This is a genomic window from Micrococcus sp. GbtcB5 (assembly GCF_019091605.1).
Taxonomy (GTDB): domain Bacteria; phylum Actinomycetota; class Actinomycetes; order Actinomycetales; family Micrococcaceae; genus Micrococcus; species Micrococcus luteus.
Map to the genome: position 1 here is coordinate 1 of NZ_JAGXJK010000030.1, position 21,866 is coordinate 21,866.

At 73.4% G+C, this 21,866-nt stretch carries 21 protein-coding genes and 1 pseudogene; 10 read left to right on the forward strand and 12 right to left on the reverse strand.

The features are described from left to right. Positions 1 to 250 precede the first annotated feature (250 nt). From KVS67_RS10005 to KVS67_RS10040, 8 genes are all read left to right on the forward strand, one after another. Positions 251 to 1,345: an alcohol dehydrogenase catalytic domain-containing protein gene (locus KVS67_RS10005; protein WP_020626558.1), complete on the forward strand. Its 1,095-nt coding sequence runs from the start codon at positions 251 to 253 to the stop codon at positions 1,343 to 1,345. A 37-nt stretch (positions 1,346 to 1,382) separates the two neighbouring features. Next, positions 1,383 to 2,882: an aldehyde dehydrogenase family protein gene (locus KVS67_RS10010; protein WP_166437852.1), complete on the forward strand. Its 1,500-nt coding sequence runs from the start codon at positions 1,383 to 1,385 to the stop codon at positions 2,880 to 2,882. A gap of 256 nt (positions 2,883 to 3,138) precedes the next feature. After that, positions 3,139 to 3,321 carry a hypothetical protein gene (locus tag KVS67_RS10015; protein ID WP_020626556.1) on the forward strand — a complete coding sequence of 61 codons (183 nt, stop codon included), beginning with the start codon at positions 3,139 to 3,141 and terminating at the stop codon, positions 3,319 to 3,321. Between the two features lie 45 nt (positions 3,322 to 3,366). After that, positions 3,367 to 3,780, forward strand: coding sequence for a VOC family protein (locus tag KVS67_RS10020; RefSeq protein WP_036314920.1), 414 nt, complete (start codon positions 3,367 to 3,369; stop codon positions 3,778 to 3,780). Between the two features lie 80 nt (positions 3,781 to 3,860). Beyond that, positions 3,861 to 4,373: a GNAT family N-acetyltransferase gene (locus tag KVS67_RS10025; RefSeq protein WP_020626554.1), complete on the forward strand. Its 513-nt coding sequence runs from the start codon at positions 3,861 to 3,863 to the stop codon at positions 4,371 to 4,373. Between the two features lie 479 nt (positions 4,374 to 4,852). Then, positions 4,853 to 5,176 carry a hypothetical protein gene (locus KVS67_RS10030; RefSeq protein WP_020626551.1) on the forward strand — a complete coding sequence of 108 codons (324 nt, stop codon included), beginning with the start codon at positions 4,853 to 4,855 and terminating at the stop codon, positions 5,174 to 5,176. Next, positions 5,173 to 5,451 (forward strand): hypothetical protein, encoded by a 279-nt coding sequence (locus tag KVS67_RS10035; RefSeq protein ID WP_223247480.1) that lies wholly within the window; start codon positions 5,173 to 5,175, stop codon positions 5,449 to 5,451. Before KVS67_RS10030 ends, KVS67_RS10035 begins: the two co-directional genes overlap by 4 nt. A 10-nt stretch (positions 5,452 to 5,461) precedes the next feature. Beyond that, positions 5,462 to 5,875, forward strand: a complete 414-nt coding sequence (locus KVS67_RS10040; RefSeq protein ID WP_020626549.1) for a DUF805 domain-containing protein — start codon at positions 5,462 to 5,464, stop codon at positions 5,873 to 5,875. A 25-nt stretch (positions 5,876 to 5,900) separates the two neighbouring features. Here KVS67_RS10040 and KVS67_RS10045 read toward each other — a convergent pair whose 3' ends face one another. Further along, positions 5,901 to 7,373 carry a PQQ-binding-like beta-propeller repeat protein gene (locus KVS67_RS10045; protein WP_020626548.1) on the reverse strand — a complete coding sequence of 491 codons (1,473 nt, stop codon included), beginning with the start codon at positions 7,371 to 7,373 and terminating at the stop codon, positions 5,901 to 5,903. Positions 7,374 to 7,516: 143 nt separating this feature from the next. On the opposite strand from KVS67_RS10045, the pseudogene KVS67_RS10050 reads away from it, so the two are divergent. Beyond that, a pseudogene (locus tag KVS67_RS10050) lies at positions 7,517 to 7,714 on the forward strand (acyl-CoA dehydrogenase); the annotation flags it as partial. 33 nt (positions 7,715 to 7,747) lie between these two features. Here KVS67_RS10050 and KVS67_RS10055 read toward each other — a convergent pair. Both KVS67_RS10055 and KVS67_RS10060 read right to left on the reverse strand, forming a co-directional pair. Next, positions 7,748 to 9,016 carry an aminotransferase class I/II-fold pyridoxal phosphate-dependent enzyme gene (locus tag KVS67_RS10055; protein ID WP_217565305.1) on the reverse strand — a complete coding sequence of 423 codons (1,269 nt, stop codon included), beginning with the start codon at positions 9,014 to 9,016 and terminating at the stop codon, positions 7,748 to 7,750. Between the two features lie 156 nt (positions 9,017 to 9,172). Beyond that, a complete protein-coding gene (locus KVS67_RS10060; RefSeq protein WP_069941394.1) occupies positions 9,173 to 12,604 on the reverse strand; it encodes a DEAD/DEAH box helicase in 3,432 nt (1,143 codons plus the stop codon). A gap of 135 nt (positions 12,605 to 12,739) precedes the next feature. Between KVS67_RS10060 and KVS67_RS10065 the strand changes: the two genes are divergently transcribed. After that, positions 12,740 to 14,425: an SDR family oxidoreductase gene (locus tag KVS67_RS10065; RefSeq protein ID WP_036314913.1), complete on the forward strand. Its 1,686-nt coding sequence runs from the start codon at positions 12,740 to 12,742 to the stop codon at positions 14,423 to 14,425. Here the strand turns inward: KVS67_RS10065 and crtX are convergent. The 9 genes from crtX to KVS67_RS10110 all read right to left on the reverse strand — a co-directional run bounded on the left by crtX (position 14,410) and on the right by KVS67_RS10110 (position 21,725). Beyond that, positions 14,410 to 15,201, reverse strand: coding sequence for a C50 carotenoid glucosyltransferase CrtX (gene crtX / locus KVS67_RS10070; RefSeq protein ID WP_036314910.1), 792 nt, complete (start codon positions 15,199 to 15,201; stop codon positions 14,410 to 14,412). The two genes, KVS67_RS10065 and crtX, sit on opposite strands and share 16 nt — an antisense overlap. After that, on the reverse strand, positions 15,198 to 15,812 hold the full coding sequence (locus KVS67_RS10075; RefSeq protein ID WP_230297523.1) for a hypothetical protein: 615 nt from the start codon (positions 15,810 to 15,812) through the stop codon (positions 15,198 to 15,200). Before KVS67_RS10075 ends, crtX begins: the two co-directional genes overlap by 4 nt. Next, positions 15,751 to 16,107 (reverse strand): C50 carotenoid gamma-cyclase subunit beta CrtYh, encoded by a 357-nt coding sequence (gene crtYh / locus KVS67_RS10080; protein ID WP_036314905.1) that lies wholly within the window; start codon positions 16,105 to 16,107, stop codon positions 15,751 to 15,753. Before crtYh ends, KVS67_RS10075 begins: the two co-directional genes overlap by 62 nt. Then, entirely contained in the window at positions 16,104 to 16,493 is a 390-nt protein-coding gene (gene crtYg / locus KVS67_RS10085) for a C50 carotenoid gamma-cyclase subunit alpha CrtYg (protein WP_036314902.1), read from the reverse strand. Before crtYg ends, crtYh begins: the two co-directional genes overlap by 4 nt. Beyond that, a complete protein-coding gene (locus tag KVS67_RS10090; RefSeq protein WP_036384345.1) occupies positions 16,463 to 17,347 on the reverse strand; it encodes a prenyltransferase in 885 nt (294 codons plus the stop codon). The genes crtYg and KVS67_RS10090 overlap by 31 nt, the downstream gene beginning before the upstream one ends. Next, positions 17,344 to 19,044, reverse strand: coding sequence for a phytoene desaturase family protein (crtI, locus tag KVS67_RS10095; RefSeq protein WP_041103390.1), 1,701 nt, complete (start codon positions 19,042 to 19,044; stop codon positions 17,344 to 17,346). The genes KVS67_RS10090 and crtI overlap by 4 nt, the downstream gene beginning before the upstream one ends. Next, complete coding sequence (locus KVS67_RS10100; RefSeq protein WP_036384340.1) at positions 19,041 to 19,937, reverse strand: squalene/phytoene synthase family protein; 897 nt, start codon at positions 19,935 to 19,937, stop codon at positions 19,041 to 19,043. Before KVS67_RS10100 ends, crtI begins: the two co-directional genes overlap by 4 nt. 1 nt (position 19,938) lies before the next feature. Next, on the reverse strand, positions 19,939 to 21,015 hold the full coding sequence (locus KVS67_RS10105) for a polyprenyl synthetase family protein (RefSeq protein ID WP_010079993.1): 1,077 nt from the start codon (positions 21,013 to 21,015) through the stop codon (positions 19,939 to 19,941). A gap of 161 nt (positions 21,016 to 21,176) precedes the next feature. Beyond that, positions 21,177 to 21,725 (reverse strand): hypothetical protein, encoded by a 549-nt coding sequence (locus KVS67_RS10110; RefSeq protein WP_036384338.1) that lies wholly within the window; start codon positions 21,723 to 21,725, stop codon positions 21,177 to 21,179. Positions 21,726 to 21,866: the final 141 nt, after the last annotated feature.

Sequence of the window (21,866 nt, forward strand, 5' to 3'; positions counted from 1 at the left end):
ACCTCCTGCGGAGACGCTCCTCCGGCCTCACTGGCACCGACCCGAGTCAACAACGTCATGCCCTCCTACACCTAGGCCGCCCGTCCGCACATCACCAGGACCCCCGCCGTCAGGATGGGCCACCGCCGCCGCGGGTGTCGCAGAACTGCACACCCCGCCCCTACGGCACCGGTCATAGCCTGACTCTGCCACATGTGATCTAGGTCATATTCAGGCGACAGGAATCGACCCTAGTGAATGGAGAACGATTATGCGCGCAGCGCTCGCAATGAAGGTCGGGGGCAAGTTCGAGATCCATGATGTGGTGATCGACGACCCGGTGGGGCGGGAGGTCTTGGTGGACGTGAAGGCCTCCGGCCTGTGCCACTCGGACCTGCACCTCATCGACCACGACTTCGGCCTGCCCCTGCCCGCCGCCGGAGGGCATGAGATCTCCGGTGTCGTCGCCGCGGTCGGCCCCAGCGTGACAAGCCTGAAGCCGGGCGACCGCGTCGTCGCCTGTCTGATCGCCTACTGCGGGGCCTGCGCGCGGTGTCTCGCGGGCCAGACCACCCTGTGCCTGAATCAGGAGGCTGTGGTGCGGGGGCCGGAGGAGAAGCCACGCCTCACACTTCAGGACGGCACGCCCGTCGCCCAGTCCGTCAACGTGGGCGGATTCGCCGAGCAGGTACTCGTCCATGAGAACCAGCTAGCCGTTGTCAACGAGGACATCCCCTTCCCGCAGGCCGCGCTCATCGGTTGCTCGGTCGTCACCGGTGCTGGCGCGGCCATCAACACGGCCCACGTACGGCCCGGTGACACGGTGGCCGTCGTGGGCGTCGGTGGCATCGGCCTCAATGCCGTGAGCGGTGCCCGTCTATGCGGCGCCAAGCGCGTGATCGCGATCGACCTGGACGACTCCAAGCTTGAGGCGGCCCGCCGGTTCGGCGCCACCGACGTGGTCAACTCGGGCTCCGGGGACGCCGTCGAGGCGGTCCTCGGGATCACGGGCACCGGAGTGGACCACGCGTTCGAGGCCATCGGGTTGCCAGTGACCCAGCAACTCGCCCAGGACGTTCTCGGACCTGGCGGAACCGCGTACCTGATCGGCATTGCCCCGCCCGGGACCACGGCCCAGTTCGGCGCCTCGCTCGATTCGCTGTTCGCACAGCGACGCCTGCAGGCGGTGGCCATGGGCTCCTCCAACATCCAGCGCGACATCCCGCTGTACGCCGACCTGTACGTCCAGGGACGTATGGATCTGGACCACATGGTCTCCCAGGAGATCTCCCTCGATGAGATCAATACCGGGTACGAGCGGCTCCTCAACGGCGAGGTGATCCGTTCCGTCATCACCTCGTTCTGATGCCCCACTCCCCATCTCACGACTCCTAGGACGCACCATGACTGAGACATCGAACTCCCCTATGACCGCGCGAGTACGCGCCTTCCTGGACCGCCCCCATCGCCTCCTGATCGGCGGTGAATGGGTCGACGCGGCGTCCGGGAAGACCTTCGAGACCCGGGATCCTGCCACCGGCGAGGTGCTCGCCACGGTGGCGCACGCCGAGCAGGCCGACATCGACGCCGCCGTCGCCGCGGCCCGTGCCGCCTTCGACGAGGGCTCATGGGTGCGGATGCGGCCGAATGTACGCGAGGACCTGCTGTGGCGGATCTCCAACCTGATCACCGAACGCCTCGAGGACTTCGCGCTCCTGGAGTCCCTCGACCAGGGCAAAGGCGTGGGCATCGCCAGCGCCTTTGACGTCCGCGCCGCTGCGGACTGCTTCCGTTACTACGCGGGCTGGCCCTCGAAGCTGCAGGGGGCCGTCAATGCTCCATCCATGCTGCTGGCCCCGCCCGAGGCCGAGTTTCACTCCTACACACGGCGCGAGCCCGTGGGCGTGTGCGGTCAGATCATCCCATGGAACTTCCCGCTGTTGATGGCGGCCTGGAAGATCGCCCCCGCACTGGCCACGGGCAACACCGTGGTCCTCAAGCCCGCGGAGCAGACGCCGCTGACAGCACTGATGCTGGGCGAACTGTTGACGGAGGCAGGCGTGCCGGCTGGCGTCGTCAACATCGTCACCGGCCACGGCGACGCCGGTGCTGCGCTCACCGCCCACCCTGACGTGGACAAGGTCGCGTTCACCGGCTCCACCGAGGTGGGCAAGAAGATCGTGGGGGCGGCGGCCGAAAACTTGAAGAAGGTGTCGCTCGAGCTGGGAGGCAAGTCCCCCAACATCGTGTTCGCGGATGCCAACATCGACGCCGCCGTGGACGGGGCGCTCATGGGATTCACCCTGAACTCGGGTCAGGCCTGCGAGTCCGGCACGCGCGTGTTCGTGCACGCCGACGTCTACGACCGGTTCAACGAGGCCCTCGCCGCGAAGATGCGCCAGATGAGCATCGGTCCGGGCACCGAGGACGCCGCCATCACCCCGCTGGTCTCCCAGGAGCAGCTGGACCGGGTGATGGGCTTCGTTGAGGAGGGCAAGCGGGACGGTGCCGTCGCTCTGACGGGCGGGCAGCGGCACGGCGACGCCGGCTTCTACGTGGAGCCCACCCTCTTCACGGAGACCACCCCGGAGATGTCCATTGTCCGCGAGGAGATCTTCGGCCCGGTGGCCGTCTCCGTGAAGTTCACCGACGAGGACGAAGTGATCCGCGCCGCGAACGATTCGGTATACGGCCTCGCCGCCGCCCTGTGGACCCGGGACGTCTCCCGTGCCCACCGCGTGGCCGCACGGCTCAAGGCCGGCACGGTGTGGGTCAATACCTTCCATGCCCTGGACTCGCAGCTGCCGTTCGGTGGCTTTCGGCAGTCCGGCTGGGGCCGGGAGCTGGGCGCGGAGAGCTTGGAGCTGTACATCCAGGTGAAGTCCGTGACCATCGCACTCTGACCGACATCGGTGGTCATTCACAGGGGCGCCTGCCGCATCCGCCCGTCGCGGCAGGGCTGAGGGCAAGGCCCTGCATTTCAGCGACGCAATCCGGCGCTACGACGCCGGCTCCACGACGCTGACTTCAACCGCGCCTGGATCTTCCTGTGTCTGATCCGAAGATCGGGCCGGTCACGCTTTTCGCATTCGCCTCTCAGCCACCGGTACGGCCACCGCAAGCGGGAGCGCCGCAAGTCTCGGTCCCATCCGTGGCCTCGTGCCCACCGCACGGCTGATCCCCCGCCACCGGATGGGCGGCGAGGGATCAGCCACTGATCGAGGCGGTGCGCTCGGGGTCGGCTGGGCGCTCGCGGGGTGGCAGGTCCTGGCGGTGGTCTCGCTGGCCGCCGTCGTGCCGGCCGCGCGGTGGGTGGATGCGGGGCGCGACGACGTCGACTGAGGCCGAGACGCTGACGCGGACACCGAGGTCGCTTAGTGTGTGGCCATGGTCACTCGCCCCGTGCTCCAGCAGCCGGTGATCGACGCCGTCGACATCCGTTCCGTCGCGGAGTTCTACCGCGAGCTCCTCGGCCTCCACTACCGCGCGGGCGACGAGCTCGCGGACGGTCGCGAGCCGGACAGCGCGGACTGGCTCGTGCTGCTGGACGACGACGGCCGCCGCGTCCTGACATTCCAGCGCACCGACGAACTGAAGCCCAGCACGTGGCCGTCACCCGAGGTGCCGATGCAGCTGCACCTGGATTTCACCGTGCCGGACCGCGATTCCCTCGACGCGGCCCACGACCACGCCCTGCGCCTGGGCGGGCGCCTCGTCCAGGACCGCTCCGACGACGAGGACGAGCCCCTGTACGTGTTCGCGGACCCGGCCGGCCACCCCTTCTGCGTCTTCGTGGGGTGAGCGCGGCAGACCGCGGGGGTGGTTTCACGCACATGTCGAAGACAAAGAAGCCGGTTCAGTGCCGTCGGTAAGGTCGTCGGGTGATCCCGCAACCCACCGATCGACTCACGTTCCGGTGCATGACCGACGCTGACCTCGACGACATGTGCAGGCTCCGCGGAGACGCGGAGGTCATGCGCTACTACCCGCGGGCCAAGTCGCGCAACGAGGTGCAGCGGTGGATCAACTGGTCGAAGGACAACTACGCCAAGCATGGGTTCGGCCTGTGGGTCATCGAACACCGGACCACCGGCGACTTCATCGGTGACTGCGGCCTGACCTGGCAGAACGTCGACGGCCAGGAGGTCCTCGAGGTCGGCTACCACGTCCTGCCTGAACGCCAGGGACAGGGACTGGCAACCGAGGGGGCCTCTGCCTGCCTGCGACACGGGTTCGAGACCCTCGACGCAACGATGGTCACCGCGATCATCAACCCCGACAACATGGCTTCCCGTCGCGTGGCCGAACGAATTGGCATGACCGTGTGGAAGAGGACGCGCGATCCCAGTAGAGCGCCGATCGTGGTCTACAGCAGCCACGGCCAAGAGGCATGACGCACTGAACTGCCGCCATGGGTGCGTGCCCACTGAGGAGACACGCCCTGCGCCCAGCCGGCCAGGCGCTTCTGCGTCTTCGTGGGGTGAGCGCGGCAGACCGCGGCGGCTCAGCCCTCGAGCCGCTGGTCGAACTCCTCGTGGTCCAGCTGGCGGTGCATGCGGTCATCTTCAAGATACGGTGCCGTCCATGCATCTGGACCCGGCCGAGACGAACCGCCGCGCCTACGATGACGCCCGCGTCGTCGCGGGGATCGCCCCGGCGGGGACCGCGTCGAGTGGCGGCGGGGCACGGCGGAGCTGATCGAGCCGGCGTCGGTGGACCTGGCGGTGGACCGCGTCTGGAGCGGCTGGCACGGCCGCCCATTCGACGCGGCGGAGCACCCGCTGATGATCATCGGGGCCTGTCCACAGGGGGCCTGACCCGTCCACCCGTCATGGCAGGATGACGCATGTCACACGTGATGCGAGGGGGAACCATGACGGACACGACCACGGCCCGCCCCATGCGGCCGGCCCACTTCGACGACGACCCGCCCGTCCGCGGGATCGGCCACCTCCGGCACCCGGTGGTGTGGGGCGGGCTGATCGGGGTGGTCGGCGGCGGCGCCTTCCTGTTCGGCGGGATCGCGGGGCTGCCGGCCGAGCACCAGGGCACGCTGCGCGGCAGCGCGATCGCGCTGATCGGCTTCACGTTGGTGGTCGTGCTGCTGCGCCGGCGGGTGCTGCCCGCCGTGCAGGCGCCCGCCCGCGGCGCGTCTACGGGATCGCCGTCGTCACGATGCTGGCGCTCCTCCCCGTGACACGCCTGGTGGCACTCGCGCTCGACGCACCGACGGCGCAGATCGCCCTGGTGGCCGCCGTGGTGGGCGGCCACTTCCTCCCGTTCGCCCGGGCATTCCAGGCCCCGGTGTTCTGGTGGATCGGCGGGGCGATGGCCGTGCTGGGGCTCGCCGGTGCCGTAGTCGCGGTTCTCGGCGATCCCGTGGCCGGGCCCGCGGGGGCGGCCGAAGCGGGAGCTGCGATGCTCGTGATCGTCGCGGCACAGGGTCTGCTGGCGTCCCCTCGGCAGGACTGAGGGCCGGACCATGACCATGCTTCAGGCCATCCGCCGCTACTACGCCGGCTACGCGCAGTTCAGCGGGCGCGCGTCCCGCGCCGACTTCTGGCTCGCGGCGCTCTACGTGTGGCTCCTGCAGGCCGTCGTTCACTTCGTGTCCACCGTCCTGGACGTGTTCCTCCTCGGCTCCCCGGACCTGTCCCTCCGCGACGCGGCCGTCCTCCTCGTGGGGATCACGCACGCACTCCCCTCGCTCGCCCTGCTCGCCCGGCGCCTCCACGACGCCGGCTTCAGCCGCGCGTGGCTGTTCCTCGGGCTGGTGCCGTTCGTCGGCCCGCTCACGCTGCTCGTGTTCGCGCTCCAGCCGTCCGCCCCGCGCCTCGGACACCCCGCCGATGCGTCGGACCCGGTGCCGGCGGGGGCCACGGCCGCGCGGCGCTGACCCCCGCTCCCCTGGCCCGACCTGATCAGTGATCGTGGTCGGTGTGCTCGTCGGACTCGTGGCCGTGATCGTGGTCGGCGTGCTCGTCGTGGCCGGACTCGGCATCAGCGCCCTCCTCGGGCTTCACGGACTCGGGCTCGCCGGTGACCACGGCCATCTCGACCGGGGCGAACTCCAGGTCCTTCTCCAGGACGGTCTCACCGGTCTCCAGGTCGACGGCCACGAGCTTCTGGGCCTCCGCGTCGGTGACGTAGGCGGTGTTCCCGGCCACCTTGAGGATCGGGCCGGGCTCCTGCCACTCGTCCTTCTCCTTCCACGGCTCGATCACCGGGTACTCGGCGGTGACCTCACCGGTCTCCTCGTCGATCACGGTGACCTCGCCGTCGTAGGTCAGCACGACCGCGGAACCGTCCTCGGCGCGGCCGAGCGAGCGGAACCAGTAGGAGGAGCCGAGGTCCACGGTGGTGAGCTCATCGGTGCGGGTGTCGATGAGGGCGATCGCCGTGGGCCGCTCGACGGCCTCCTCCGGCTCCTCCTCGACCTTGTGATCACCCAGGACGATGGGCGAGTCATGCAGCCCGAACAGGTTCCCGGAGCGCTGATACTCGGTCTCGACGTCCACCTTGTGGAACTCGCCGTCCCGGTACACGACGGGCCCGTTCTCGCATCCCATCACGACGACGTCGCCCGCCTCCGTCGGCTGGGCCGCGGCCTCGCCGTGGCTGCCGGGGCAGTCGTCGGTCTCGGCCGTGACCTCGCTGGTCTTCGGGTCGATCACCTGGAGCGTGTTGCGGGAGTCCTCGGTGCCCTGCGTGGTGAAGAGGGTGCCGTCGGAGAGCTCGAGCGCCACGCCGTGGTGCGGGTCCTCGGTCTCGGCCTCCGTCATGACGGGCATGAGGTCCGGGGTCGCCTTGTCCAGGTGGGCCGAGTCGAAGGTCCGGATCGCGCCCGTGCCGTCCCCGAAGAGGGTGGTCCTGCCGTTGTGGGTGACGACGTGGCCGGGGTGCTCACCCGGGAACGTCACGCCGGTCATGCCGGGCGCGGACTCGTAGTGGTGGACGTGATCGCCGTGGGCCTTGGCCTGGATGCCGGTGGAGAACACCTCCCAGCCGTTCCCGGTGGTCACCAGGACGTCCTTGCCGTTGCCGGCGTTGCTCAGCCGCGTGAAGCCCGGGACGTCCTGCTCCCTCACCACCTCCCCGGACTCGGCGTCGAGCAGCGTGAGCCCGCCCTCGTGGGAGAGCAGGATGCGCGGGGTCACCGCGGAGACCTCGGTGGTCCGGGTCGGGTCGACGCGGTCCCCCTCGGAGACGGAGGAGGCCGCCCTCGCCTCACCCGACGGCGACTCGGCGCCGTCCGCGGCGGGGGCGGGGGCCGACGTCGGCCCGGACGGGGCGGCGTCCGCGCCGCACGCCGTCAGGGCGATGGCCGCGGCGGCGAGGGTGGCGGAGAGGGCGGCGGTGCGCGCGGAACGGCGCTGCGGGGCGGAGTGGGACACGAGGAGCCTTTCACGAGGGCGGAAAGATGCGACTGATTCACAATAAAGACTGTTGCGGATGGTTCGCAATACGGCGGGGGGCGTCTGCCCGTCATACCGGCGGCGCCGACGGCGCGCCCCCGTCGCGGGAACCGGCACGTGACGCCCTCGAGCGCGCGGCGACCCGCCTGTTCGAAGTGGGCGGGGCCTCCGCGACGCTGCGCACGCGCGGGCTGGACCGGCACTGGCGCAACGCGCGGGTGCTCGCCAGCCACAACCCGCTGATCTACCGCGCCCGACTGCTCGGCGACCGGGCCGTCAACGGCACGCCGCTCGGGCGCCACTACCGGCTGGGCGGCTGAGCCACCGGCCGGTGCGGCGCGCGGCGGAGCCCCTCAGGCCAGGCCGCGCGCCGCATGCCAGGCGGCGATCCGCTCGAGCGCCTCGTGGACGGCGTCCGGGCCGGCGGCGAAGGAGAGGCGGACGAACTCGGGCCCGTGGACGGCGTCGAAGTCGTCGCCGGGGGTCAGCGCGACACCGGCCTCCTCCAGAAGGGCGGCGCAGTAGCCGACGGCGCTGCCGAACTCCGCCAGCATGCCCGGGGCGAGGCGGGCCCACAGGTAGAAGGCGCCGTCGGCGGGGGCGGCGTCGGCCCAGCCGAGCCGGGGCAGGGCGGCCAGCACGACGCCGCGCGTCGCCGTGAAGCCGCCGGCCTGCTCGGCACAGAACGCGTAGGACTCCTCGCTGAACGCGTGGACGGCCGCCTCCTGGGCCGCGGCGGGCGGGCAGAGGGCGACCGAGCCGGCGAGGCCGTCGACCGTGGTGGCGAGGTCCTCCGGCAGGAGCATCCAGCCCAGCCGCCAGCCGGGCATGCCCCAGTACTTGGAGAACGAGCTGACCACGAGCGCGGTGCGGGAGGTGCGCCATGCGCAGGCGCCGGGCCCCTGCCCGTCCGTGTGCACGATGCCGTGGTAGATCTCGTCCGAGACGAGCCGCACACCGCGTTCCTCGCACCAGCGGGCGAGCTCGGCGAGCTCGTCGGCGCTGACCATCGTGCCCGTGGGATTGGCCGGGGAGGCGAGCACGAGCCCCGCGACCGGGCCCTCCGCGAGCGCCGTCTCCAGGTGGGCGACCGTGGGCTGGTAGCGGGTGCCGGCGTCGACGTCCACGTCCACCACCTCCACCCCGAGCGCCGTGAGGATGTTGCGGTACGCCGGGTAGCCGGGGCGGGGCAGGAGCACGCGGTCCCCCGGGGAGAACGCCGCGAGGAAGCCGAGCATGAACGCCCCCGAGGAGCCCGTGGTGATCGCGACCTGCTCGGGGCGCACGTCGAGCCCGTACCAGCGGCGGTAGTGGCCGGCGACGGCGGCCCGCAGCTCCGGCAGGCCCAGCGCCGGGGTGTAGGTGAGGGCACGGCCGGAGGCGTGGACGGCGGCGGCCGCGGCGTCGACGGCGGGCGGGGCGCCCCCGCCCGGCTCCCCCGCGCACAGGCTGACGACGTCGTGGCCGGCGGCACGGAGTTCGGCGACCCGGCCGAGGATGCTCATCACCGTGAACGGTGGCACCTGAGACCGGGCGGACGGCGCGAAGGCGGGGGTGGCGGTGGGGGCAGGGGCGGCGGTGCTGGCGGGGTCGGCGGTGCTGGAACGGGACGGGCGACGCATGGCCCGAGGCTACCCCCCGCTTTCGTTCGGGAAACGGCGCCCCGGGGACGACTTTCGTTGACGAAACGGGCGGGCGGGCCGCCGTTTCCCGAACGAAAACGTCGCGACACGCCGCCGTTTCGTGAACGAAAACGTCCGGCCCGCCTCGCGCGGCCCTCACTCCTCGGCGCCGAGCATCTCCCGGATGTCCTCGGCGGTGAGGGAGTCGGTGAAGGCACCGGCGCCGGAGTCGTCGGACTCGTCCATGAGCGCACCGAACAGCTCGGCCTTGCGCCGCTGCAGCTCGAGCACCTTCTCCTCGATCGTCCCCTCGGACACGAGCCGGTAGACCATCACGGTCCGCTCCTGCCCGATCCGGTGCGCCCGGTCCACGGCCTGCGCCTCCGCAGCGGGGTTCCACCACGGATCCATGAGGAACACGTAGTCCGCCTCGGTCAGGGTCAGGCCGAAGCCGCCCGCCTTCAGGGAGATCAGGAACACCGGCGCCTCGCCCTCGCGGAAGCCGCGGATCACGTCGGCGCGCCCGCGCGTGGAGCCGTCGAGGTACGCGTGCTCGATCTCCAGGTGGTCCAGCTCCTCGGCGATCACCCGCAGGAAGCTCGTGAACTGGCTGAACACGATCACGCGGTGCCCCTCGCCGATCACCTCGGTGAGGTCGTCGAGGAACCGCTCGAGCTTCGAGCTGGGCACGGAGGCGTACTGGTCGTCGACGATCTGCGGCGCCAGCGCGAGCATCCGCAGCAGCGTGAGCGACGTGAAGATGGTGAACCGGTTGCCGTCCATGTCCCCGAGCAGGCCCAACACCTTGCGGCGCTCGCGCTGGAGCACGCGGTCGTAGAGCTTGCGGTGGGCCGGCTCGAGCTCCACCTGGAGGATCTGCTCCTGCTTGGACGGCAGGTCCTTCGCCACGAGCTCCTTGGAGCGGCGCAGCATGAACGGGCGCACGCGGCGGCGCAGGGCCGCCATCCGCTCGGGGTCCCCCCCGGTCTCGATGGGGGTCACGTAGGTCTCGCGGAACCGGCGGTGGCTCGGGAACAGGCCCGGCACGACGACGCCCAGCAGCGCCCACAGGTCGCTGAGGGAGTTCTCCATCGGCGTGCCGGTGATGGCCAGCCGGAAGGGGGCGCGCAGGTCGCGGGCCACCGTGTGCACCTTCGCGGCGCGGTTCTTCAGGAACTGTGCCTCGTCGAAGACCACCCCGCCCCAGTCGAGTCCGCCGTACTGGCCGGCGTCGATCCTCAGGAGCGTGTAGCTGGTGACCACCACGTCCGCCCCCGCCACCTCGTCCGCCACGGCGGTGCCGCGCTTGCGGGTGGTGGTGTCCAGGACGCGCACGTCGAGGTCCGGGGTGAACTTCTCGGCCTCGGCCGCCCACACGGACACCACGGAGCTCGGCGCGACCACGAGGAACGGCGGCCGCTCGGGCCGGGCCTGGCGCGCGTGGGCGAAGAGCGCGAGGGTCTGGACGGTCTTGCCCAGGCCCATGTCGTCGGCCAGGATCCCGCCGAGGTCCTGCTCCCACAGGAACGCGAGCCAGCGCAGACCCTCCTCCTGGTAGGGGCGCAGGTCGGCCTTCAGGCCGGCGGGGCGCGGGGCCTCGGGGAGGCGCTCGACGGCGGCCAGACGCCCGACGGCGGCGGTCCACTCCGGGTCCTCGTCCACCTCGTCCGCGAGCTCCTTGAGGTCCTCCCAGAAGCCGACCTGGTGCCGTGAGACGGGGGTGTGCTCCGGGGTCCACTCCTGCAGGGTGGCGGCCTCGGAGAGCAGGGCGCGCAGCCGGTCGAAGGCGGGGTGGTCGAGGCCCAGGTAGGAGCCGTCCGCGAGGATCAGCGTGGTCCTGCCCTGCACGAGCGCGGTGAACAGCTCCACGAACGGCAGCACGTGCCCGTCCACGGAGACCTGCACGCCGAGGTCGAACCAGTCGTTCTGCGTGGCCTTCGTGCCGACCTCGATGCGCGGGGCGGCCTTCAGCTCGCGGTAGTCGGGGCGGTCGCCGGTGACGTCCACGCGCACGTGGTCCGCGCGCTGCAGCAGCGGCAGCACCTGCTCGGAGAACCGGGCGGCGCCCACGCCCTCGAGGACCTGCTCCTCCGCACGGCCGGCGCGCGGCCAGAGCTCGGCCACGGCGCGCAGCACCGCGTCCTCGTGCCGGGTGTCCCGCAGGGGGTCGCCGCCGGCGTCGAGACCGAGTTCGCGGGGCGGGTCGAAGTAGAGCCAGGACCAGCGCAGCACGAGCTCGTGGCCGGGTCGGAAGTCGGCGCGCAGCCGCAGCACGGGCGGCTCGAACTCGGGCAGCTCCACGGAGGCGTCGCCGCTGGTCACGGGCAGGGCGCCACGCAGCCGCGGGTAGATCCGGCCGAGGAACTCCTCGCGGTCCGCGGCGGGCACGCGCACGGGCCCGCCGGCGAGCACGAGCTGCTGCACGGCCTCGGGGACGGGGCGTGCGGCGGGGATCAGGTGGAGCACGGCCTCCTCGTCCGTGAGCTCCACGCGGTAGAAGCCGATGCCGCCCACGGCGTGCACACCGCTCAGCCCGGGGCCGGGCGGGGCCGGGTCCAGGGACGGGGCCACGTCCAGACCGCCGTCGGGGGCGGCGGTGACGTCCAGCCCGACGGCGACGGGCGCCTCCAGCACCACGTCCGTCAGCAGCCCCAGCGGCACGAGCTCCACCCCGACCTCGCGGGCCTCCGCGAGCAGCTGCCAGATCCGCGGGGAGTCGAAGACGTGCAGACCGAACCAGGCGTCGCCCGGGTAGGAGTCCTCGGCCTGGACCTGACGCCAGATCAGGCGCATCGCCCGCTCCTGGGCGGGGGCGAACTCGGCGCGCGGGAACTGGAACGCCTTCCACGTCAGCCCGCCCTTGATCCACGTCCCCTTGGCCCCGCGCTTGAGCGGGCGCACGGTCACGTACAGCGGGCGGCCCTCGCGCACCTGCTCCTCCCCGGCGGTCGCCGGGCCCCACTGCTGGAACGCGTTGCGGGAGGACTCGGCCACGAGCTCCACGCCGATCGCCAGCGCGGGCGGCGTGCCCACCCGGCGCGGGCCGTGGAGTCCGGCCAGCGGCTCCATGACCCGTCGCCAGTCCAGGCCGGCAGGGGGTGGGGGTGCCGCCCCGTCCGCGGCCGGGGCGTCGAGGCCGGCCGGGCCGCCGCCGTCGTGGCCCCGGCCGGCGGGCGCGGGCAGCGCGTCCGCCGTGGTGACCATCTCGGCGAGCTTGCGGCGGGCGTCGTCGAGGGCCTGGTCGGCGTCGAGGCGGACCACCTGGTAGAGCGCGGCGGCCACGTGCTTGCAGTCCGTCCCGACCGGGCACGTGCAGCGCCCGCCCACCGGCTCCATGAGGGCGCCGGCGCCGTCCTCGGCGGCGTCGTCGTAGGCCTCCTGCAGCTGCACCTGCACCCGGTAGGGGCTGGGCGCGGTGCCCTGGACGGAGGCGCTCAGACGGCCGGTGGCGGCGTCATAGCGCAGGCGCCCCACGGCACCCGACGCGGCCACGGCGAAGCCGCGGTCCGCACTGGTGGGCCCGACGACGGCGCGGATGGCCTCGGTGCGCAGGTGCGGCAGGACGTCTCCGGAATCTGCAGTGGCCATAGCGAGCAGTCTTTCACGGACCGTGCCGGGCCCGCTCCGACCGACACCGGCCCGGCGGCGTGCCGACCACCCCGTTCCCGGGCCCGCACACCTGAGACCTTCAGCCCGACCCGCCCCGGACCCTAGAGTGCGCCCATGGCGTCCACACAGCCCTCCCCCGTCCCCGCCGGTGCCACGCCGGCGTCCCACACCTCCCCCCTCGGCCTGTCCCTGCCGGACGGCCGGGGCCGTCGCGTCCTCGTCACCGGTGCCACCGGGTACGTGGGCGGGCGCCTCATCCCCGAGCTGCTCGCCGCCGGCTTCGACGTCCGGGCCGGCGCCCGGAACCCCTCCGACCTCGCGGACCGACCGTGGTCGGACAGCATCGAGGCGGTGGAGCTCGACCTCACCGAGGCGGACCTCGTCGAAGCCGCCATGCAGGACGTGCACACCGTGCTCTACCTCGTGCACTCCATGGGCGGGGGCGGCGACTTCGTGGCCCAGGAGCAGCGGATCGCGGACATCGTGGGCACCGCCGCGGACACGGCCGGCGTGGCCCAGCTCGTCTATCTCTCCGGCCTGCACCCGGACACGGTCCCCGTCGCGGAGCTGTCCGACCACATGCGCTCCCGCGCCCTCGTGGCCGAGCGTCTCGAGCGGGCGGCGACCCCGGCGCTGACGTTCGAGGCCGGGGTGATCATCGGCTCGGGCTCCACCTCGTTCGAGATGATCCGCCATCTCGCCGAGCGGCTGCCCGTGATGCCCGGCCCGTCCTGGCTGAGGAACCGGGTGGAGCCGCTGGCCATCCGCGACGTCCTGTACTACCTCCTGCAGGCCTGCGCCCTCCCGGAGCCCGTGCAGCTGAGGGCCCAGATCGGCAACGGACACCCCCAGTCGTTCGCGAGCGTGCTGGTGGACTACGCCAAGGCCGCCGGCCTGTCCCGACGCATCGTGATCCCCACCCCGTTGCCCTTGAAGACCCTGGCGGGCTTCTGGATCGGCATGGTGACCCCCATCCCGGTCGCGGTGGCCCTGCCCCTGGCCGCATCCCTCGCCGAGGAGGCGGTCGTGGAGGACCGCTCGGTCCGCGACCTCATCCCGGACCCGCCGGGCGGGCTGACCTCCTACATGGACGCCGTGCGGCTGGCGCTGAAGCGGGAGAAGGAGGGTCCCCTGGACGTCACCTTCGACGCGGACCTCCAGAGCTCCGCGGACCCGGCCGCCTCCCTGCCCTCGGATCCCGAGTGGGCCGGCACCACGGTCTACACGGACGAGCGCGAGCGCGAGTCCGACCTGCCCGCGCAGGAGGTGTGGCCGGTGATCGAGTCGGTGGGCGGCGCCAACGGTTGGTATTCCACCCCGCTGCTGTGGAAGATCCGCGGGCTGATGGACAAGTTGGCCGGCGGGCCCGGCCTGACCCGCGGCCGGCGGGACCCGAACCACCTGCGACGCGGCGACGCCGTGGACTGGTGGCGGGTGGAGGACGTGGAGCCGGGGCGGCGGCTGACCCTGCGGGCGGAGATGAAGGCCGGCGGGCGGGCCTGGCTGCAGCTGAGCACCGAGCCGCGGGAGGGCGGAGGCTCCGTCTACCGCCAGCGGGCGGTCTTCATGCCGGACGGCCTGCTCGGACGCGCCTACTGGACCGCCATCCTGCCCTTCCACGCCGTGGTGTTCCCGGAGATGGCCGCGAACATCCTGGCCGAGGCCAGGCGCCGGCACGACGGCGGCGAGCGTCCCCGCACCCGCGGCCTGCTGCGGCCGCTGGTGGACCGGCTGCCCCTGCGTCGCAACCCGTTGGACAGGCGAGCCCGCGGCGCCGGCGGCGCTCAGTCGCGGGACTGACCGTCGGGGCCACGCCCCCAGTGGGGCCGGGGGCGTGACCGGGCCGCCCGGCGCAGCCACCGCCGCCCGGGGGACAGCCGGGCCCAGTTGACCTGCAGGGTGGTGACCGCCATCCGGCCCTGCCGCACCCGCTGGCGCAGGGAGTGGAAGATGCGCCCGGCGACCTCCACCCGCAGGTCCGGATCGAACCGGATCCGGCGGCCGGCCAAGGCCAGCTGGAAGGACAGGTCCAGGTCATCGTGCACGTCCCCGCGCTCGCGGTGGACGCGGGTCCGCACAGCCTGCCACGCCTCGGCGCGCAGGGCGCAGTTGGAGCCCCAGACGGGGGTGGCCGCCACCGCGGCGCCCGCCCCCCAGCGGTACGCGCCGGTGTAGAGCGCCGCCCGCACCCGCCCCCGGAGGCCGGGCTGGTCGTGGAAGGTCCCCGGCCCGGTGAGGGCGTCGAGCCCGGAGTCGGCGTCGAACCGGGCCACGATCCGTTCGAGCCAGTCCGCGGGCATCCGCGTGTCGGCGTCGCAGCGCACCAGCAGCTCCCCGACCGCGGCGTCCAGGCCGGCGGCCGCCGCGGCCGGGACCCCGCGGCGCGGCTCGTGCACCACCCGCGCGCCGGCGGCGCGGGCGAGCACCGCCGAGTCGTCCACGCAGCCGTTGTCCACCACCACCACCTCCAGCGCCGGCCGGCTCTGGGCGGCCAGCAGGGCGAGGCACACGCGCAGGTGCTCGGCGTCGTCGAGCACCGGGACGACCACGGAGACCGTGGGGCGGGCCGGGGTCACCGGGTGCGCCCCCGGCGCACGGCGAGGGCGGCGCCGATCCCGGCGCCGACGAGATCGGCGGCGAGGTCGCCGATGGTGTCCGTGTAGCCCACACCGATCTCGGGGGTCACCGCCGTGTGCCCCCACCATTCGGCCAGCTCCCACACCACGCCCAGGGCCACGGCGGCGGCCGCGATCCCCAGCCCGGCCAGGCCCGGGCCGAGCAGCGCCACGGCCTGCCCGGCCTCGGTCCCCCGACGCCGGAGCCATGCCCCCACCACCAGTGCCGTCAGACAGGCGACCACGGCGGAGGCGGCGGCGTGCACGAGCAGGTCCAGCGACGGCACCCGCGGGTAGAGGCCGATGACGCTCAGCCACCCGGCCAGCAGCAGGACCGCCTGCGCGGCCCAGTCCAGGACTCCGCCCGGGGCGAGCCAGCGGGTGAGCCACTGGGAGCCGAACACGAGCAGCATCGCCGCCGCGGACGGCCATCCGGCGTGCACCGCCGCGACCGGGACGAGGATCAGGCCGAGCGCGCGCAACAGGTCTGCGGGGATCAGCGGCAGCATGTCAGCGATCGCCCGGGTGGGGGCGGCGTCCCGGCCGCCGGCCGCGCCGACCGGCACGACCACGGCTCGTCAGCAGCAGCCAGAGCGCCGGCAGCAGCAGGGCGGAGCCGAGCGGGTAGGCGAAGTCCTCCACGGGCGCCTGGCCCACGTAGGCACCCACCAGCAGCTCATGGCCGTAGTCGAAGAGCCCCGCGGCGATCATCACGTTGTCGAAGACCGCCGTGAGGGCCCACAGGGCCACCAGGGTGGCCGCCACGGCCCGCAGGTGCTCGCCCCGCACGCGGCCGACGAGGGCGGCGCCCACGAGCACGGCCAGGGCGAAGCCCACGAAGACGAGGACGAGGTCGAGGAAGGTCACCGGCTGCCCCCGTCGGTCGGATCGGCCGGCGTCGCGGCACGGGCGTCACCTCGCCGGCCGCGCAGCAGGCGCAGCGCCCCGGTGAACAGCACCATCGTGATCTGGCTGAGGAAGAGCAGGAAGAACCCCTCCTCCAGGGGCAGCTGGGGGGCGAGCATCACCCCGGTCATGTAGGGCGACTGCCGGTGCAGGAACACGCCTTCGGCGATCCCCCACAGGTCCCAGGCGAAGAAGTAGGCCACCCCGGCGGCCAGCACCAGCAGCGCCGGGAGCGGGCGATGCCACAGGAACAGCTCGAAGCGCCGGTCCACCAGCAGCATGCAGCCGATGACACCCAGCAGGGCCAGCAGGTAGATCATGCCGCCGCCCCCCGGGTCAGCGCCCACCCGATCAGCAGCAGGGTCACGAGGAAGCCGGTCACGTAGTTCAGCGGAAGGAACAGCTGCCAGCCGCGGTGGGCCGCGCCCGAGGTGGCGTCCGTGACGCGGCGGAAGCGCAGGGTGTTCACCACGTAGGGCACGGCCAGCAGCGCCGCAAGCGGGCCCGGCGGGTCGGTGGCCAGCAGCAGCAGGCCCGCCGCCGCGTACAGGCCGGCGGCGAGCAGGACGGTGCGCCGAGCGCCCAGCACGGTGGCCACCGAGGCCAGGCCCCCCTCCCGGTCCGGCACCACGTCCTGCACCGCCCCGAACATCTGCGAGGCCATGCCCCACAGGAAGAACGCCCCCAGCAGCGCCGCCAGGGCGGGCGTGGGGGTCGCCCCGGCGAGCACGAGGCCGTAGACCGCGGGGGAGACGAAGTGGGTGGCGGAGGTCGCGGCGTCCAGGAAGGGCCGCTCCTTGAACCGCAGCCCCGCCCAGGAGTACGCCACCACCGCGAACAGGCTCACCGCCAGCACCAGCACGGCGGCCCACTCGCCCCGCACGGCGGACCAGCCCGCGAGCACGGCCACGAACGGCACGGGCAGCAGCACCGACCACGCCAGCACCCGGCGGCGCACCGCGGGGTCGCCCAGCACGGAGCCCTCCACGCCCCCCTTGCGGGGGTTGCGCAGGTCCGAGGCGAAATCGAACACGTCATTGATGCCGTACATGGCCAGGTTGTAGGGCACCAGGAAGAACACGACGCCCAGGACCACCAGCCACGCGGGCAGCCCCCCGGTCAGGATCGCGGCGGCGGCGAACGGGTAGGCCGTGTTCACCCAGCTGACCGGCCGGGACGCCCAGAAGAGGGTGCGGATCATGTGCCGCTCCCCCCGGGGCCCGCGGGCCGGGCCCTGCGCGCGTCGTTGCGCAGTTCGTCCCGGACCACTTCGGCGGAGATCAGGCACATGGGCACCCCGATTCCCGGGCGCACCGAGGAGCCCGCGTACATCAGGCCGGCCACGTCCGCGTCCCGCACCGAGGGGCGGAACATGGCCGACTGCGCCAGCGTGTGCCCGGGGCCCAGCAGCGAACCCCGCCAGGCGTGCACGTCCGCGGCGAAGTCACCGGGCCCGTAGGTGCGCCGCACCACGATGCGCTCGGCCAGGTCGGGGATCCCGGCCCAGCGGGCCAGCTGATCGAGGGCCCGGTCCGCCACGGCCTCCACCTGGGCGTCCCCGGCGCGGTCCACCCGCCAGCTCTGGCCGTCACGGACCCGGATGCCGCCGCGCCCCCACCCCGGCTCGGCGGGGGCCGGGACGAGGATGAAGAGGTTCTCGTCGCCCTCCGGGGCCACGCCCGGGTCCGTGGCGGAGGTGCGCGAGACGTAGATCGACGTGTCCGCGGCGAGGTCCTCCCCCCGCTCGATGCGCCCGAAGTTGTCCTCCCAGTCCGCCGTGAACAGCAGGGTGTGGTGGGCCAGCTGGGGCAGGGATCCGCGCACCCCCACGCACACGAGCACGCCGGAGGGACCGGGGTCGCGCCGGTCCCACGTGGACTCCGCGACGCGCCGGCCGGGAGGCAGCAGACGGGTCTGCACGTGGTGCAGGTCCGCGGCGGCCACCACCACATCGGCGTCGAGGCGTCCCGCGGCGCCGTCGTCGGACCGCCAGGCGACGCCGGTCACCCGGCCCGGGCGGCGACGTCGGCCCTCGTCCCCGCGGGCTGCTCCCGGCCTGGGCAGGCGGGCGGCCAGGCGTCCGAGGCGGCCGGCGGGGGCGGGACGGTCCACCACCTCGACGGCGGTCGCCTCGACCCCGGTGCGGATCTCCACGCCGGCCTCGCGCACGACCTCCGCCATGGCGTCCACCAGGGCCGCGAAACCGCCGAGGGGGTACTGCACGCCGTCGGCGAGGTCCAGATGGGACATCAGGTGGTACATGGCGGGGGCACGGTCGGGGGACGTGCCGAGGAAGACCGCCGGGTAGCCCAGGATCTGGCGCAGCCGGGGGTCCTGGAAGCGGGCCGCGACGTGGGAGCGCAGGCCCCCCAGCAGCTGGGGCCCGAGGGCCGGCAGGGCGCGCAGGACGTCCGGGTGGGCCAGGGCGGCCGGCCGGCGGAAGTCCGTGTAGAGGAAGTGGTCCTTGGCGAGCCCGTAGATCCGGGACGCGGAGTCGAGGTAGGCCCGCAGGCGGCGCCCGGCGCCGGGCTCGAGGGACTCGAACAGCGCCTCCGCGTGGCCGGTGCGCACGTCCACGGGGGGCTCGTGGAGGTGTTCCTCGAAGTACACCCGGTAGCCGGGGTCCAGGCGGCGCAGGTCCAGCCGTTCCGCGGCGGAGGTCCCCATGAGGCGGAACCAGCGGTCGATCACCTCGGGCATCAGGTACCAGGAGGGCCCGGTGTCGAAGGTGAACCCCGCCTCGGACCAGCGTCCGGCACGGCCGCCCAGGACGGCGCCGCGCTCCAGCAGCGTCACCCGGTGCCCGTCACGGGCCAGCAGGCCCGCCGTGGCCAGTCCGGCGAACCCGCCGCCCACCACCACGGTGCGCGGGCCGGGAGCGGTGTCCCGGGCGCTCATCGGCGGCCTCCCCGGCGGCCCCGTGCCAGGACGCGGGCGGCGATCCGGGCCTTCTGGCGGTCCGGCACCCGGATACGGCGGTGGGCCAGCTCGGCCGCCGGGGTCGCCTCGATCCGGTCCACCAGGGCCGCGAACAGTCCGTGCGCCAGGGCCACGGCGCGCCCGGCCCCGGGGTCCAGGGCACGGATGCCGGGAAGGGCGGCGTCGAGGTCGGCGCGGACCTCGGCCACGAGCTCGGCCTTGCGCGCCTCGGTGAGCACGCCCGGTGCGGCACCGGGCAGGTAGGTGCGGCCCAGCTCGTGGTGGTCCGCGGCCAGGTCCCTGAGGAAGTTGACCTTCTGGAACGCCGCCCCCAGCCGGGAGGCCTGCGCGCGCAGCTCCTGCCGCTGGCCCGGGGTCCGGGCCCGCGTGCCGGGGAGGGAGAGGAAGACCTGCAGGCACATCAGTCCCACCACCTCGGCCGAGCCGTGGATGTAGGCGTCCAGGGATTCGGCGCCGTGCTCGCGGATCCCCAGGTCCGCGCGCATGGAGGCGAAGAAGGGACGGGTCAGCTCCGGGGTGATGCCGTGGCGACGGGCCACGTCGGCGAAGGCGTGCAGGACCGGGTCGGTGGCGAAGCCCGACGCCATCGCGGCCTCACATGCCCGCTCATAGTCGTCCAGGGCGGCGCGGACCCCGGCCTCGTCGAGCCCGGCGGCCACCGCGACGCCGTCGACCACCTCGTCGGCGACGCGGACCATGGCGTAGATCGTCGCCACGTCCTGGCGTGCCTGCCGGGGCAGGGTGCGGCAGGCCCAGGAGAAGGACGTGGAGTAACGGCGGATCACCTGGGCCGCTGCGGCGTGGGCCGTCCGCGTGTACAGCGCGGCAGGGATCGGGGCGGGCGCGGCCATCTCAGGACCTCCGGGTCAGCACGGCGTGGCAGGCGTCGGCGAACTCCGCCCGGACCGTCTCGTCCAGGGGCAGGGCCGCGATGCGCTCGCGGGCGCGGACGGTGAGCTCGGCGGCGACGTCGAGGGCGTGCTCCCGGGCACCGGCCGCCTCGAGGGCGCGGCGGGCGGCCTCGATGTCCGCGGGGGTGGCCGGGCCCGCGTCGAGCAGGGCGCGGACGGCGGGGATGCGGCGGCCGTGGGCGGTGAGCACGGTGGCCTTGCCCTCGCGCAGGTCGCCGTCGGCGGACTTGCCGGTCTCCCCGGGATCGCCGAACACGCCGAGGACGTCGTCGATCACCTGGTAGGCGGCGCCGAGGTCGGCGCCGGCCTCGCCCATCGCCCGGGCGAGGTCGGGATCCGCCCCGGCCAGGAGGGCGCCGGCGCGCAGGGGCGCGCCGACCGTGTAGTGCGCCGTCTTGAGCCGTTGCATGGCGAGGATGCGGTCGGGATCGGGCTCCTCACCGGTGTGGCGGGACAGCCCCAGGAGCACGTCCTCGAGCTCGCCGGCCGCAGTCACGGCGGCGGCGTCGAAGACGACGGCGGCGGCCTCGGCGGCCCGGGCGGTGTCGGCGGCACAGGTGGCGGCGAGCCGGAACGCCTGGGTGAGCAGGACGTCCCCCGCGATGAGGGCGACGGCGACCCCGGCGTGGGCGGCGTCCGCAGCGGGCACCCCGCGGGCCTCGAGGCGGTGCCGGGCGGAGGCGTGCACGGCGGGCTGGCCGCGCCGCAGCACGTCCCGATCGATGACGTCGTCGTGGACGAGCAGCGCGGTGTGCAGCAGTTCGAAGGCGGCCCCGAGTCGGTCGACGGCAGCGCGGCCGGACGGAGGGACCGGGTCGGCGGTCGCCAGGCGCCAGCCGAGCTCGACGAGACGGGGGCGGATGAGCTTGCCGGCGCCCACATGGACGTGGAGCGAGTCGAGCAGCTCGGCGAAGGCGGCGGATCCGGGTGCCTGGGCCGCGGCATGCCGGAGCGCGGCGTCCAGCTCGGCGGTCACCCCGGAGAGCGCGGCCTCGCCGCCCGTCCTCGCTTCACCCATGGCGCCTCCTCGGTGGCGGACACGACGCGGCACCGACCGCCGCATCTGTTCGACCGTCTAACTTCTGGACGCAGAAGACACTACGGGCCGCGCCGGTCCCGCGTCCATCCGCGGCGGTCCCGGGCGGCGCGATCTCACGACGCACGGGGCCGCCGGCGGGATCAGGCGTCGGCGGACGCCGTCTCCAGGGTGATCTCCGGGTCCACGATCTGACCCTCCCACTCACCGGAGACCCCGTACACGACGCAGTGCTTCTCGTCGGTGCCGTAGTTGCCCAGCTCGGAGGAGGTCAGGACGGCCCCGTTCAGCTGGTCCTCCTTCTCCTCGCTCAGGCGCTGGGCCTGGGCGGTGCAGGTCTGGGCGGCGGCCGGGTCGGCCTCCTCACCCTCGGCCACGGCCGGCACGGCCCAGAGGTACTCCGCGGTGTGGGCGCCCTCGCAGTCGGTGGTCTCGAAGGAGGACAGGTCACGGGCGCCGAGCGGGGCGGTGAAGCACGTGCCGGCCTCGTAGTCGGCCGGGGCCGCGGACAGCGACGACGCCGAGGCGGACGACGACTCCGCACCCTGCGCGGACGCGGAGGCGGGCGCCGTCGTCGAGGCGGACGCGTCGGCGTCGGACGAGTCCTGACCGCCGCACGCGGTGAGGGCCAGCAGCGCGGCAGCGGACACGCCGGCAAGACGGGCGGAACGGGACAGGGCGGCGAAGGCCATGGGGGTGCTCTCCTCGAGTGACGTGGGACGCGCCGGGGTGTGGCGCCGACCTCAGCACTCTAGCTGTAAGAGGTCATGACGTTGTTGACTCGGGCCGGGGCCAACGAGGCCGGTGGAGCATCTCCGCAGGAGGTATGCGGC